The following is a 13,566-nucleotide window of genomic DNA, read 5'->3' as shown; positions in this document are numbered from 1 at the left end:
CGCGCCGCAACCTGGGTCGCGCCGCCGCGGGGTCGCGCCGCCGCGATGGACGACCGCGTGAACCAGGTTGCGGCGCGAAGGCTCGTGATAGTCTCGCTTCGCGCTCACCAGGATCCGGGTAGAACGCGCGAGGGGCGGATTGAACAGCGACGACAGAGGGCGCGGAGCCGAACGGGGTGGACCGTCCAGGGAGCGACACCGCGGGGATCCGCCGGCGTCGGGCGACACGCTCGCCCGCGCCGTGGCCGACGCGTCGATGGCCCTCTCGCGCGCCGGCGATGACAGTCCGCAGCAAGCGATCGTGGCGGCGGCGGTGCGCCTCCTCCACGTCGACATCGCCTGCCTCTACGATGTCGCGCAGGCGCCGCCCACGCTCGGCCTCGTCGCCTGCGCGGGCGGCAGCGCGGGCTCGCTGGACGCCCTCCAGCGCCTGCCGCTCGACGCCCCGAGCCTCGCCGGCGCCGCCGCCCGCTCGAACATCGCGCGGGTCGCGCCCGAGGACGAGAGCGCCGACGCGCTCCTCGACGCCGGCCATCTGCGCCGACGCTGCGGCTGCACCCACGCGTTCGCGATCCCCATCGCCTTCGCCGGCACCCTGCGCGCGGTGCTGCTCTGCGCCACGGCGCAGCCCGCCCTCCCGCAGACCGAGCAGGTCGAGATCGCGGGCGCCCTGTCGAGCGTCTTCGGGATGGCGCTCACCGCCCCCGAGCTGCACGCCCAGCGCGCGCGGATCGAGGAGCTCGAGCGGGAGAACCACGAGCTCGAGCGCGCGCGCGAGCAGCTCCACGCGACGCTCGCGGAAGCCAGGCAGACGGAGGCCGCGCTCCGGCTGAGCGAGGACAGCCTCGCCCGCGCGCAGAGGTTGGCAAAGCTGGGCAACTGGGACTGGCACATTCCGAGCAACGAGCTGCTCTGGTCCGACGAGTGTTATCGGATGCTGGGCCTGTCCCGCGACGCCGGCGCGCTCACGTACGAGCGGTTCCTCGCCTGCATCCACCCGGAGGACCGCGAGGGTGTGATACGCTCCGTCGACCTAGCGCTCCAGGGCACCCTGCCCTATTGCGTCGATTACCGGATCGTCCGCCCGAACGGCGAAGAGCGCTTCCTCCACACCGTGGCGGACGTGATCCGCGCCGAGGACGGCTCTCCGCTGCGGATGATCGGCACGGCCCTCGACGTCACCGAGCAGCGGCGCGCCGATCGCGCCTTGCGGCTCAGCGAGGAGCGCCTGCGGATGATCGCGGAGCACGCGAGCGACGTCATCTTCCATATACGGCTCGGCCCGGAGGGGGGCTACGAGTACATCAACCCCGCCGTCCTCGAGCACACCGGCTATCCGCCCGCGGCCTGGTACGAGAACCCTGAGCTGTTCGTCACCCTGATCCATCCCGAGGACGTCGGGCGCTATCATGCGTTCGTCGAGCACATGGCCGCGGCCGGCGGCCGGCTCACCTTCCGGATCATCGACAGGAGCGGCCGGACCCGCTGGGTCTCGACCCACATCACGATTCAGCGCGACGAGCACGGAGACCCGATCGCCGGGATCGGCATCTCGCGCGACGTCACCACGGAGAAGCTTGCCGACGAGGAGCGCGAGCAGCTCCTCGGACAGCTCGCGGCCGAGCGGCGCTGGCTCCACGCGGTCATCGAGCGCTCGCCCGTCGGCATCCTCCTCCTCGACCGGGCCGGCGCGCAGATCGCCCGGAATCGCCGCGCCCAGGAGCTCGCCGGGACAGACGCGCCGCCCGGGCCCCCGGGCGCATGGCGCCTGTGCCTGCCCGACGGGCAGCCCCTCATGGACGAGGAGCAGCCGTCGGCGGGCGCGCTGCGAGGCGAGGTCACGAGCTCGAGGGAGCTGTCGCTCCGGCGCGCCGACGGCAGCATGCTCGCGGTGCTCGCGAGCGCTGGCCCCATCGTCGACGGGAACGGCAAGCTGCTCGGCGCGGTCGTCGTCTTCGACGACATCACCCGGCTCAAGGAGCTCGAGCGGCTCAAGGAAGAATGGACGTCGGTCGTCGCGCACGACCTGAAGCAGCCCGTGACGACGATCATCGGCTACGCGACCCAGCTCGAACGGAAGCCCCAGGTCACGACCGCGGTGAAGACGAGGGCGGGACACATCCTGGCGAGCGCCAAGCGGCTCGGGCGGATGGTCTCCGATCTCACGGACATCTCCCAGATCGAGTCGCGTCGCCTCGCGATCGAGCGCACTCCCATCGACCTGCGTGCGCTCGTGGAGGCGGTCGTCGAGCGGATGGAGAGCGAGACCGAGGGGCGCGCCATCGACGTCGAGCGCCGCGGGGAGATCCCGATCGTGCACGCAGACGCCGGGCGCGTCGAGCAGGTGCTCACCAATCTCATCTCCAACGCCGTCAAATACGGTGATCCAGAGACGCCGATACAGGTGGCGCTGGAGCGGCGCGACGACGAGGTGCAGATCTCCATCCGGAACAGCGGCCGCGGGATCCCGGCCCAGGACCTCCCGCTCCTGTTCGAGCGCTTCTTCCGGGGAAAGGCGAAGGAGGAGCGCGTGGTCGGCCTCGGCCTCGGCCTGTACATCGCGAAGCGCCTCGTCGAGGCCCACGACGGCAGGATCTGGGTCGAGAGCCCCGAGGGGGGCCACACGACGTTCCATTTCACGCTTCCGGTGGGCGCGGCGCCGCGCCGGGATGCGATGTAATCACGAACCGCCCTGGCCTGCCGTGCGCGGTCAGCGCGACCCCGCGACCGACGCGGGGGCCCACAGCGGTGGCTCCGACACGCCCCTCCCCGCTCCGGCCGGCACAGCATGGCTTCGTCCGGTGATGCGCTCGAACTCCACGACGTCATGAGAGCACACGAGCCTTACCTCGTGGCCGCGCTCCTCGCGCAGCGCGCGCAGCCGCCGCTGGTTCTCGAGCCGCGCGCCGCGGTCCTTCTCCATCATGAACTGATAGAAACGCAGACCCGGCGTGCACGCCGGCCGAACCGGGTCCATCTCTCGGTGATAGAAGTAGGCGTCGCCGGCGAGGAGCAGCCAGCCGCCATCGCTCCGGATAGCCACGCCAGCGTGGCCCAGCGTGTGACCGATGAGCGGGACGAAGAGCACCTCGTCCTTCAACCCCCCCACCGGCCGCGCGCCCTCGAAGCCAAACCAGCGCTCGCCACCGCCCGAGGGGTAGGCAATCCAGCTCGGCTGCGTCGACCACTGAGCCGGCCGGTAGCGCATCCGGTCGAGGAGCGTCCGCTGCGCGACCGCGGCGTCACGCTCGTCGGCGAGCAGATGGACCTGGGCTCCAGGAAAGTCGTCAAGGCCTCCGGCATGGTCGAAATCGAGGTGGGTGAGCACGATATGGCGGACCTCCTCGGGCCGAAGGCCGAGGCGCTCGATCTGCCGGCGCGCGGTCATCTCGGCGCGAAGCTCCGGTCGCACGAGGAAGAGGAAGAACCGGCTGAGCCGCTTCCTCGCCATCGAGACGTCCAGCAGCCCAAGCCCGGTGTCCACGAGGACCAGGCCGCTCTCCGTCTCGAGGAGCAAGCAATGGCACGTCAGCCTCCCGCGGAGCCCCAGGGTCCGCCCGTCCATCAGCGCGCCGCCGACCGGACAGGTCGAGATGCAGTTGAGATGATGGATTCGCACACCGGAGCGCATGAGGCGCTGTGACTGCACGGGGTATGCCGATCTCCGGGCCCCTGACGGCGTAAACGACGGAAAAACGGACGCCTGGCCACGAGCGGAGGCGCCCCCACGGGAGGCGCCCTGGATGGGCCGCCTTGACGTTCGTGCCGCGCCTGGACACGTCCCGCCCCGGAGCGCCCCCCATGTCCGCGCCCGCGCCACCGCGCGCCCCCCCGAGCTCCGCCGCGGCGCACGCGAGGCGCTGCACGCGTCGCTCGGCGTCGCCGACGAGCTGAGGACCTGAGTCGACCTTCGACTTCCTCCACCGCCACACCCTCGGGCGGCCGCGCGACCTCGTGATCCAGATCGACGAGACCGACGCCTGCCCGTGAGATCGCTCGCGGTGAGCCCGAGGGCCCACCGACGCCGCGTCTCTGCCCGCGAGCGATCGGCCCGAGGCGGTGTGTGGTAGCCTGCCGGCGCCATGACCGAGCTACTTGGCCTCGTTTTCTCGCCGTGGACGGAGAAGGCCCGCTGGGCGCTCGACGTCCGGCGCGTCCCCTACACCTTCCGGCACTACCAGCCGCTCGTCGGCGAGCCGGCGCTCCGGGTGAAGCTCCGCCGGCTCACGGGCCGTGTCTCGGTGCCGGTGCTCACCACCGACGACGGGCGCGTGCTCGGGGACTCGGCCGACATCGCGCGCTGGGCCGACGGGCGCGGCGCGGGACCGACCCTGTTCCCTGTCGAGCACGAGGCCGACATCGCGCGGCTCATCGATCTCTCGGAGCGCGGCCTCGCCGCCGGGCGCGCCCGCGCGCTGACGCGCATGCTGGCCGACGACGAGGCGCTCGCCGAGATGGCGCCGAGGCCGGTCCGCCGCGCGCTCGGCCCCCTCGCCTCGCGGCTGGGGGCGCTGGGGGTCGCCCGCACCCTCCGCAAGTACGACAGCGACAAGATCGACGGCGAGGCGCACATGCAAACGCAGGTCGCCGTGCTGGAGGAGATCCGCGAGACCCTCGCGCGGGCGGCGCCGTCCGGAGACGCGCCTCGGACGCTCCTCGGCCGCTTCACGTTCGCGGATATCGCGATGAGCCAGGTCCTCGTGAACGTCGCGCCGCCCGCCCAGCTGAAGCTCGGCGCCGCCAGCCGCCGGTGCTTCTCCGACCCCGACCTGAGAGATCGCTACGACGACCTGGTCGCGTGGCGCGACGAGCTCTACCGCGCCTTCCGCACGAGCTGACCGGCCCCCCCGGGCGAGCGCGGTATCTCAAGCGCGGTGAAGCCCGGGGATACCAGCATGGTCATGGGCTTCATCGCGGGGCTCTCTCCTTCAGGCGTTGAGGGCGACTGACCAGGAGCGCGGCCGTCCAGCACACACCCCCCGACCATTTGCAGGCGCGTCCGCCGCGCTGAGGCTCGCGTCGCGCCAGAGGCTCGATCACGGACGCCGGATCTGGTAGCCGTGAAATTTACCATGAAACAAGCGTAGCAAACGGACGAGCTGGGCCGCTTCTTCGAGATGTCCGTGGATCTGATCGGCACCGCCGGTTTCGACGGGCGCTTCAAGCGGATTGGCCAGGCGTGGGAGCGCACGCTCGGGTTCTCGCGCGAAGAGCTCTTGTCGACGCCGTTCATCGACTTCGTGCACCCCGACGATCGAGAGCGCACGCTGGCCGAGTCGGCGCAGGTGTTCGGCGGTAGCGGCAGCGTGACGTTCACGAACCGCTACCGGTGTCGCGACGGCTCTTACCGGCGGATCGAGTGGAACGCGTCGGTTCACCCGGAGGAGGAGCTCGTCTATTTCGTCGCTCGCGATATCACGGATCGCAAGCGCGCGGAGGAGTCGCGGCTCGAGGCCGAGTCCCGGTTCCGGGGGGCGGTCGAAGGGAGCCTGGACGCCTTCTTCGTGCTCCAGAGCGAGGGTCCAGTGCACAAGGATGTGTGGTTCCAGCATCAGGTCATCCCGCTGAGCGACGGTGTCGCGATCACGATCAGGGACATCACGCCCTTCAAGCGGCTGGAGGCCGAGCTCAGGGAGGCGCTCCATCGCCGGGCGATCCACGCGGAGGAGCTCGAGGAGAAGAACCGCCTGCTGCGGTGAGCCGCCGGGCGCGCACATCGACGCGCCCTTGAGCTCACGTGAGGTGGCGGGGAGCGCCTCTGCGTCGCTCGACGGCTGTCGGGACTGCAAGCTGCCTTCAAGCTGATGACAGGCGGATGACGCCGCGCGGTCGATGCCGTGTGTGATTTCCGGGTGGCGCCTCCTCCCGCGGTTGCCCAGGAGGAGCGTGGGCACTATGGGAGCATCCCCGAACGGCGCGGCCCGGTCGGGCCGTGCCCGGCGGGGACGCGCTGCCCGTGACCGGGCTCATCGCCACGAAAGGAACGCTCCAATGCCTGTTGACGTGAAGTACACGACGCAAGCCACGGCCCATGGCGGCCGCGATGGCCACGCTGCCACTGCCGACGGTGCTTTCAAGGTCAAGCTCTCGACGCCGAAGGAGCTCGGCGGCGCTGGCGGCGAGGGGAACAACCCGGAGCAGCTGTTCGCGGCGGGTTACGCGGCCTGCTTCCTGAGCGCCCTCAAGCTCGTGGCCGCGCAGGAGAAGGCCCGTATCCCGGCCGAGGCCACCGTGACGGCGACCGTCGGCATCGGCCCGCGCTCCGAGGGCGGGTTTGGCCTCGACATCGACCTGCGGATCGCGCTGCCGGGCCTGGAGCGGTCGCACGCCGAGCAGCTGGTCGAGAAGGCGCACCAGGTTTGCCCCTACTCGAACGCCACCCGCAACAACGTCCCTGTCCGCCTAGAGGTCGCCTGACCTTCTGACGCCGCGCGCTCCCTCCGCGGGGGCCGGCCCATCCTTCATGAGCTCCCGGTGGAGCGCCGCGAACGCTCCCCCCCGCGCGAGCAGCTCCGCGTGCGTCCCCTGCTCGACGACCCGCCCGTGGTCGAGCACGACGACGCGATCGGCGTGCCGGATCGTGCTCAGCCGGTGGGCCACAACGAAGCTCGTCCGCCCTCGCAAGAGCCTCCCGAGCGCCGCCTGCAGCCGGGCCTCGGTGAGGGCGTCCACGGCGCTCGTCGCCTCGTCGAGCAGCACGATGCGCGGATTGGCGACCATGGCGCGCAGGAAGCACACGATCTGCCGCTGCCCGAGCGACAGCGCCGCCCCGCGCTCGCCTACCTCGGTACGCAGGCCGTCCGGCAGCGCGTCGAGCATGTCGAGCACGTCGAGGCCCCGCGCCGCGTCGCGGATCTCGGCGTCCGTCGCGGCGGGGCTGCCGAGGCGCACGTTGTCGAGCACCGTCCCGCTGAAGAGGAAGTTGCTCTGCAGCACCAGCCCGAGCTGCGCGCGCAGCGAGGCGGACGAGGTCGCCGCGAGATCGTGCCCGTCGACGGTGATCGACCCCGCCGTCGGCAGGTAGAGCTTCGCGAGCAGGTTCAGGATCGACGTCTTGCCGCTGCCCGTGTGCCCGACCAGCGCGATCATCTGCCCCGGCTCGGCGACGAGATCGACGCCGTGGAGCACCGGCTTGCCTGGATCGTAGGCGAAGTGGACCCCCTCGAACACGACCCGGCCGCGCGCGGGCGGCAGCGCCGGGAGGCCGCGCTCGTCCGGCCAGTCGGGCGCCGTGTCGAGCACGCGGAAGAGCCGCTCGGCGCCCGCCATCGCCGTGAGGGCCTGGTTGTACTGATTGCCCAGGACGGGGATCGGGTTGAACAGGAGGTTCGCGAGGAAGAAGAACTCCACGAGCACGCGCAGCTCGAGCGCGCCGTGGAGCGCCTGATAGCCGCCGACGACCACGAGGACGGCCAGGAACAGCTGCCCGTTGAACTCGAGGAGCGGGAGGAACGTCGCCGAGTGGCGCGCCGCATCCATGTTGTAGCGGGAGTGGTCGAAGATCAGCGCGCGGAACAGCCCGCCGTTGATGTCCTGCCGCACGAAGCCCTGCGTCACGCGCACCCCCGTGACCGACTCGGCGAGCGTCGCGGTCACGCGGGTGAAGCTCTCCTGCGCGCGCTGGTGGGCGGCCCCGAGGCGCTTGTGGAAATAGACGATCAGCCCCCAGAAGACGGGGACCATCGCGACCACCACGAGGAAGAGCTGCCAGTGCGCGTGGGCCATCAGCGCCATCGCGACCGCCATGGTGCCGAGGTTCACCGTGCTCACGAACACGACGTCCTGCACCGCCACCCGGATCGCGTCGATGTCGGACGTCATGCGGCCGATGAGGCGCCCCACCTTCGTCTTCACGAAGAAGCGCATCGGCATGCCCAGGAGGTGGCTCTCCAGCCGATCGCGCATGTCGAACACCACCGCCTCGCCGAGCTCGAGCGCGAGCCGCGCGCGGTAGTGGAAGACGATCTCGGTGAAGAGGACGAGCGCCGCGAAGCCGAGGACGGCGAGCAGCGTGGCGCGCGCGTCGCGCCGCGCCACCGGGCCGCTGATGATGGCGCCGACCGCCCAGGTCAGGATCGGGAGCTGGATCGACCTGACCACCACGAGGGCGAAGAGCGCGTTCCGCTTGCGCGCGTACGGGCGGGTGAAGGCGAACACGCGCCGCGCGAGCCCGAGATCGAGCGTGCGGTGGTGCTGGTCCGGCTCGTCCCCGAGCGCCACGCGCGCGAGGCCGAGGCGCGCGTCGATCGGCGCCGCCTCGGCCGCGGAGCGGGCCGCCCCCGACGCCGTCGCGGGGCGGCTCGGCGCGTTGGCCCCGCGGCTCACGCCGGGTCCTCGGCGGGGCGCGCGCCCGAGGCGGCGCGGCGCGAGGGGGTGTCGTCCGCCCGCGCCCCGAGGGCGTGGGCGTCGTGCAGCGCGAGGGCGCTCGCGTAGTGGCCGCGCCGCCGGAGCAGCTCCTCGTGGGTCCCCCGCTCGGCGATGCGGCCCCGGTCGAGCACGATCACCTGGTGCGCGCGGCGGAGCAGGTGCGCCCTGTGCGTCGCCATGATCGTCGTCCGCCCCCGCGTCGCGCTGAGGATCGCGTCGAGGATCTCGCGCTCGGTGCTCGCGTCCACCGCCGCGGTCGGGTCGTCGAGCAGGAGCAGCGGCGGGTCGAGCAGCACCGCGCGCGCGATGGCCAGCCGCTGCCGCTGGCCGCCCGAGAGGTTGGCCGCCGCCTCGCCGAGCTCGGTGTCGTAGCCCTCGGGCAGCTCCCGGATGAACTCGTGGGCGCAGGCGATGACCGCGGCGCGCTCGATCTGCTCGCGCGTCGCGTGTGGGGCGCCGAACGCGATGTTCGCCGCCACGGTGTTGCTGAAGAGGAAGTTGTCCTGAAAGACGACCCCCATGCGCCGCCGGATCTGGTCGAGGTCGTGGCGCCGGAGGTCGATGCCGTCGAGGAGGACGCGGCCCGACGTCGGATCGTAGAAGCGCGGGATCAGGCTGAGCAGCGTGCTCTTGCCCGCGCCGGTCGGGCCGATCACGGCGACGAACTGCCCGGGCTCGACGTCGAGGTGGACGTCGTGGAGGACGGGCCTCTCCGGATCGTACCCGAACGTGACGCGCTCGAACACGAGGCGCCCCTCGACACGCGCAGGGCGCGCCGGCGCCTCGGGGCTCGTGATCTCGACGGGGGTGTCGAGCACCTCGAAGACGCGCTTCGCCCCGATGAAGCTCTGCTGCGCGGTGTTGACGATCGTCGCCATGCTCGCGATCTGCCCCGAGAACTGCTGCAGGATGCCGGCGAACACCACGAGCTGCCCGAGCGTCATCCGGTCGCGCGTGACGAGCAGCCCGCCCATGCCGAGCAGGATGACGAGGCTCACCTGCCCGAGCAGATCGATGATCGGGCTGAGCACGCTGACGATCCGGAACGTCTCCTGCTGCTGCTCGCGCACCTCGCGGCTGCGCTCGTCGAAGCGGCGGTGGGCCTCGCGCTCTCGCCCGAGCCCCTTGATGACCTGGATGCCATGCAGCCCCTCCGTGAAGCTCAGGACCATGCGATCCACGAGCTCCCGGTTGCGCAGGTAGGCGGGCTGCGCCCACCGGGCGAAGAGCGTGCTCGCGATCCAGAGCAGCGGCGCCGGGGCGAGGCACGCGAGCGTCAGCAGGACGTGCGCGCGGAGCATGTACGCGACGTACACGCCGAGCGACAGGACCATGATGACGCTCGGGAGCAGCACCCCGTCCACGAAGGAGCGCACGAGCTGCACGTCGCCGGTGACGCGATTGATGAGCGAGCCGCTCTTGTTGGCGTCGAAGAACCGGAAGCTCAGCCGCTGGAGCTTGTCGTACACCCGCGCCCGGAGATCCGGGACGATCTCCATGTGGACGAGGTAGCCCACCGAGAGCGCGTAACCGTAGTTGATCACCGCGCGCGCGGCCGCCATCGCGAGGATGGCGGCGCCGATCGAGAGGACCGCGCGCATGGGCTCACGCTCGGCGTCGACCAGCCGCCCGAGGCCGACAGGCAGATCGGGGAGGCGGTTCGACGGATCGAGCCGATGGCGGAGGATGTCGATGGCGAGGCCGGTCAGGCCGAGCCCGGCGAGCCCCAGCGAGAGCAGGACGATCTGGTAGCCGAGGACACGGAGGACGCGCCCCCGGTACGCCCAGCTCAGCCCGAGGAGCCGCAGCAGGAGCGAGCCCCCCTCGCGGGAGCGCCCTGTTTCAGACGAAGCGAGGGAACCGATATCAGGACGTGAACCGGACAACATCAGCGCAGGGCACCTGACATACCGGCCATGCCGGGGCCCGTAAGCTACCGATTTGTGCGGCCTTCGCCAGCGGCGGGGGCACGAACCCCGTGGCGCGGCCCGCGTGTCGCCCCGACCGCCGGGCCAGCGCCCTGACAGGGCTCCTGGCGCTCCGCTAGTACATCAGGTTGCCCTTGCCGAGCTGGAAGTTGATGTTCGATCCGAACTGATCGCGCGCGTTCTGGACGCGCGAGATCGCGTTCGAGATCCGGCCCTGGCGCTGCGACCAGGTCGCCGCCGAGAGGCCCGCCGCGATCTCGGTCTTCGCCAGCTGGAGGCGATCCGTGGAGACGGGGTGCAGCGGCGTGCCGCCGACGGCGAGGACCTCCAGCGCGTCGTCGATCTCGGCCTCGGCCAGCTCCATCAGGCGCCGCTGGACGTCGGCCCGCGTGTCGTGGAACTGCTGGACGAGCACCTGGGCGGCGTTCAGGCGCTGCTTTGCGAGGTCGACGTTGAACGCGGCGTTCAGGACGCGAAGGAAGCGGCCGATCTTGTTGATGTCGGAGTCGGGGAACTGGACGGGGCTCCCGAACCGCGCCTCGAGCTCCAGGCCGGCCGGCGAATTCTTGAAGAAGTCCGACACATAGAACGCCACCGCGCCCTCGATCTGGTTCCCGAAGGCGTTCGTGTGGAAGAACGGCGGCGTGTCCACGGCCTCGATGAGGGGCGGGGTGCTGAACGTGCCGTCGCCGAACCCGTTGAGAAAGCCGATGTCCAGGACATCGATGTTGGGCGACGCCAGCCCGGAGCCGCCGAAGCCGCCGTCGAACGCGCCGATGGTGCCTGTCGCGGGGGCCTTCCGTGTGCCCGTGTCCAGGTTGCGGTTGCGCCCCGTGTCCAGGTGGTTCGCGCCCGCGTTGGAGTGGCACACGTTGCAGCGGCCCCGCGCCGGGTCGAGGAACGCCTGCCGCCCCTCGTTCGCCTCGAGATCGGCGAGGTTCACCTGCGTGAGGTCGAGCTCGTTCGTCCGGCCAAGGCTCATCTGGTAGGCGAGCGTCAGATCGAGCTCCTGCTCCGTCGGGAGCCGGAAGGCCACCCCCGGCTCGCGGCCGAGATCCGTCGGGTAATGCTGCGTGATCGCCCCGGTGAGGAACTCGCGCAGCGAGCCGGTGCCCGGGGCGCCGTCGCCCGACCAGCCCGTGCGATGGACCGGCGGGCTCGCTATCCCGTCCACCGGATCCGGCGTGATGCTCGTCGCCAGCGAGAGCGTGTGGGGGACCGCGCGCATCGAGAACTTGTTGTCGAGATCGTCGAAGCCGTCGATGTTCTCGCGGATCAGGCCGAGCGTCTTCAGCTCGGGCGTCTCGAGCTCGGTCAGCCCCGGGTCCTGCTCGAAGACGAACAGCGGGTCGAGCGGGTTATCCACGAGCAGAGCGTCGATGAAGGGGATGTCAATCGTGAAGTTGTTTCCGACAGGATGGCACGTCCCGCACGAGCGGCCGTTGCCCTCGAAGGTCTCGCGAAAGAAGATGTCGGCGCCCGCGCAGATCTCCCGCGTGACGAGCCCGGCGATCACGCGAGGATCCTGGTCGCACGCCGCGAGCCGCTGCTGCGCCGTGAGCGCGCTCGACGCGGCGCCGAGGGTTTCCACCTCGCCCTCCGGCGCGGCGGGGGCGCACGAGGCGAGGAGAGAAATGGAGACGATGGGAGCGAGGATCAAGGAACTCAATCTCGGACTTGGCATGACGCTCTCTCTTCCTGTTGCGGTTGTTCGACACCGATTTCGAACCACGGCGTTCATGGATGCGGCGCGCCGTTCGGCGGCAGCGCCCAGGAAACACAGGTGAAACCGACCTGGCGCTGCGACGACGGCCGGCGGCCGACGTGGCGCCGGCGCCGCGGGCGAGATGGCCGACCCAGGCCATCCACGCGGCTCTGGAGGCACGCCGGAGGCTCGAGGCCCGGCCCTCGCGCGCTCCATGCGACAAGCGCGCTCGGGCCGCTGCGCCTCGGTACGACCCCCTGCGGGGATCGCGCCACAGGCGATCTCAGGCGGCGATTACTTAGCGGACCGGACCAGACACAGCAATGTTCACGGACGCTCGCAGCACAATTCCGACTTCTTAACGAACCTTTACAAACAAGACCACGAGACGACATTCCCCGGCGGATCGGCCGGCGGCATCGCCGGGTATCGCCATGACGGCGGGCGGAGCGGGCGCGCGGAGGAGCCGTGAGCCCGGCTCCGCGGGCGTGCTCGGGAGTTCGAAGCGGGACATGGGCGCGGAGGCCGGCGGCATCCCCCCACCGCTCTCGGTGAGGTCAGTGACCGTGCCGGCTCAATGGCCAACCTTTAGGTCGGCCGATGGCGCCCTTCCAACTCATTAGTAGCATGGGCCCCATGCATTCCGTGCATCTCGCTTCCATCGACCTGAACCTGCTCGTCGTCCTCGACGCCCTGCTGGCGGAGGGGAACGTCACGCGCGCGGCGGCGCGCGTCGGGCTGAGCCAGTCGGCGATGAGCCACGCCCTCGGGCGCCTCCGCGTGTTGATCGACGATCCCGTCCTGGTGCGCACGCCGCGGGGGATGATCCCGACGCCGCGCGCGCAGGAGCTCATCGGCCCCATCCGCGAGGCCCTCGCCAAGATCGAGGCGACGGTCGCGCGCAGCCCTCGCTTCGAGCCCGCGACGGCGCGCCGCTCGTTCACCGTCGCCACGGTCGATTACGTGGAGCTCATCCTGCTGCCGCGGCTCGTGCAGAAGCTCGTCTCCGAGGCGCCCTTCATCGACCTCGTCGCGCGCCCCTACGACAGCGAGATGTGGAGCGCCATGGAGACCGGCAAGGTCGATCTCGCGATCGGCCTGCTCCCCGCCTTGCCCGCCGGGTTTTACCGGCAAAGGCTCATCGAGGAGCGCTACATGTGCGTCGTGCGGAGGAGCCACCCCGCGGTCCGGGGCAAGCTCACGCTCAAGACGTACACGAGCTTGCCGCACGCGCTCATCAGCCCGCGTGGCGAGGGCGGAGGCCGGGTGGACGAGGTCCTCGCCGAACGAGGGCTCTCGCGCCGCGTGGCGCTGCAGATCCCGCATTTCCTCGTGGCGGCCCACATCGTGGCCCAGACCGATCTCGTGCTGACCGTGCCGGCGCGCATCGCGCGCGTGTTCGCGGAGATGGAGGAGCTGCACGTCATGAAGCCGCCCGTGGAGCTCGGCGGGTTCTCGGTGGATCAGGTGTGGCACGAGCGGCACGCGAAGGACCCGGCGCACACCTGGCTGCGCGGCGTCTTCGCGGAGATCGCCCGCGACAGCTGACGCGCTCTCCCGCGCGGC

General features: G+C 71.0%; 9 protein-coding genes. 5 read left to right on the top strand and 4 right to left on the bottom strand.

Annotated features, from left to right (window positions below; translation table 11 throughout):
• The first annotated feature begins 241 nt into the window (after window positions 1–241).
• A complete protein-coding gene (locus tag WMF27_RS00930) occupies window positions 242–2,680 on the top strand; it encodes a PAS domain-containing protein (protein ID WP_437762147.1) in 2,439 nt (812 codons plus the stop codon).
• A 30-nt stretch (window positions 2,681–2,710) separates the two neighbouring features.
• On the opposite strand, the gene WMF27_RS00925 is transcribed toward WMF27_RS00930, so the two are convergent.
• Window positions 2,711–3,619: an MBL fold metallo-hydrolase gene (locus WMF27_RS00925; protein ID WP_437762148.1), complete on the bottom strand. Its 909-nt coding sequence runs from the start codon at window positions 3,617–3,619 to the stop codon at window positions 2,711–2,713.
• A gap of 463 nt (window positions 3,620–4,082) precedes the next feature.
• Here WMF27_RS00925 and WMF27_RS00920 point away from each other — a divergent pair, with 463 nt between their 5' ends.
• The 3 genes from WMF27_RS00920 to WMF27_RS00910 all read left to right on the top strand — a co-directional run bounded on the left by WMF27_RS00920 (window position 4,083) and on the right by WMF27_RS00910 (window position 6,417).
• Entirely contained in the window at window positions 4,083–4,838 is a 756-nt protein-coding gene (locus WMF27_RS00920) for a glutathione S-transferase (RefSeq protein WP_437762149.1), read from the top strand.
• 279 nt (window positions 4,839–5,117) lie between these two features.
• Complete coding sequence (locus WMF27_RS00915) at window positions 5,118–5,699, top strand: PAS domain-containing protein (RefSeq protein WP_437762150.1); 582 nt, start codon at window positions 5,118–5,120, stop codon at window positions 5,697–5,699.
• A 292-nt stretch (window positions 5,700–5,991) separates the two neighbouring features.
• Window positions 5,992–6,417 carry an organic hydroperoxide resistance protein gene (locus tag WMF27_RS00910; RefSeq protein WP_437762151.1) on the top strand — a complete coding sequence of 142 codons (426 nt, stop codon included), beginning with the start codon at window positions 5,992–5,994 and terminating at the stop codon, window positions 6,415–6,417.
• On the opposite strand, the gene WMF27_RS00905 is transcribed toward WMF27_RS00910, so the two are convergent.
• The 3 genes from WMF27_RS00905 to WMF27_RS00895 form a co-directional block, all read right to left on the bottom strand.
• A complete protein-coding gene (locus tag WMF27_RS00905) occupies window positions 6,403–8,325 on the bottom strand; it encodes an ABC transporter ATP-binding protein (RefSeq protein WP_437762152.1) in 1,923 nt (640 codons plus the stop codon). The genes WMF27_RS00910 and WMF27_RS00905 overlap by 15 nt on opposite strands.
• The gene (locus WMF27_RS00900) at window positions 8,322–10,256 is read right to left on the bottom strand and encodes an ABC transporter ATP-binding protein (protein ID WP_437762153.1); all 1,935 of its coding nucleotides are present in this window, start codon (window positions 10,254–10,256) and stop codon (window positions 8,322–8,324) included. The genes WMF27_RS00905 and WMF27_RS00900 overlap by 4 nt, the downstream gene beginning before the upstream one ends.
• 154 nt (window positions 10,257–10,410) lie before the next feature.
• Window positions 10,411–11,955: a hypothetical protein gene (locus tag WMF27_RS00895; RefSeq protein WP_437762154.1), complete on the bottom strand. Its 1,545-nt coding sequence runs from the start codon at window positions 11,953–11,955 to the stop codon at window positions 10,411–10,413.
• Window positions 11,956–12,636: 681 nt separating this feature from the next.
• On the opposite strand from WMF27_RS00895, the gene WMF27_RS00890 reads away from it, so the two are divergent.
• Entirely contained in the window at window positions 12,637–13,548 is a 912-nt protein-coding gene (locus WMF27_RS00890; protein WP_437762155.1) for a LysR family transcriptional regulator, read from the top strand.
• The last annotated feature ends 18 nt before the right edge of the window (window positions 13,549–13,566 follow it).

The organism is Sorangium sp. So ce281 (genome assembly GCF_051527395.1).
GTDB classification, from domain to species: Bacteria; Myxococcota_A; Polyangia; order Polyangiales; family Polyangiaceae; genus Sorangium; species Sorangium cellulosum_B.
Note: the sequence above shows the minus strand (reverse complement) of the source record. Positions and strands in the feature narration are given on the sequence as shown.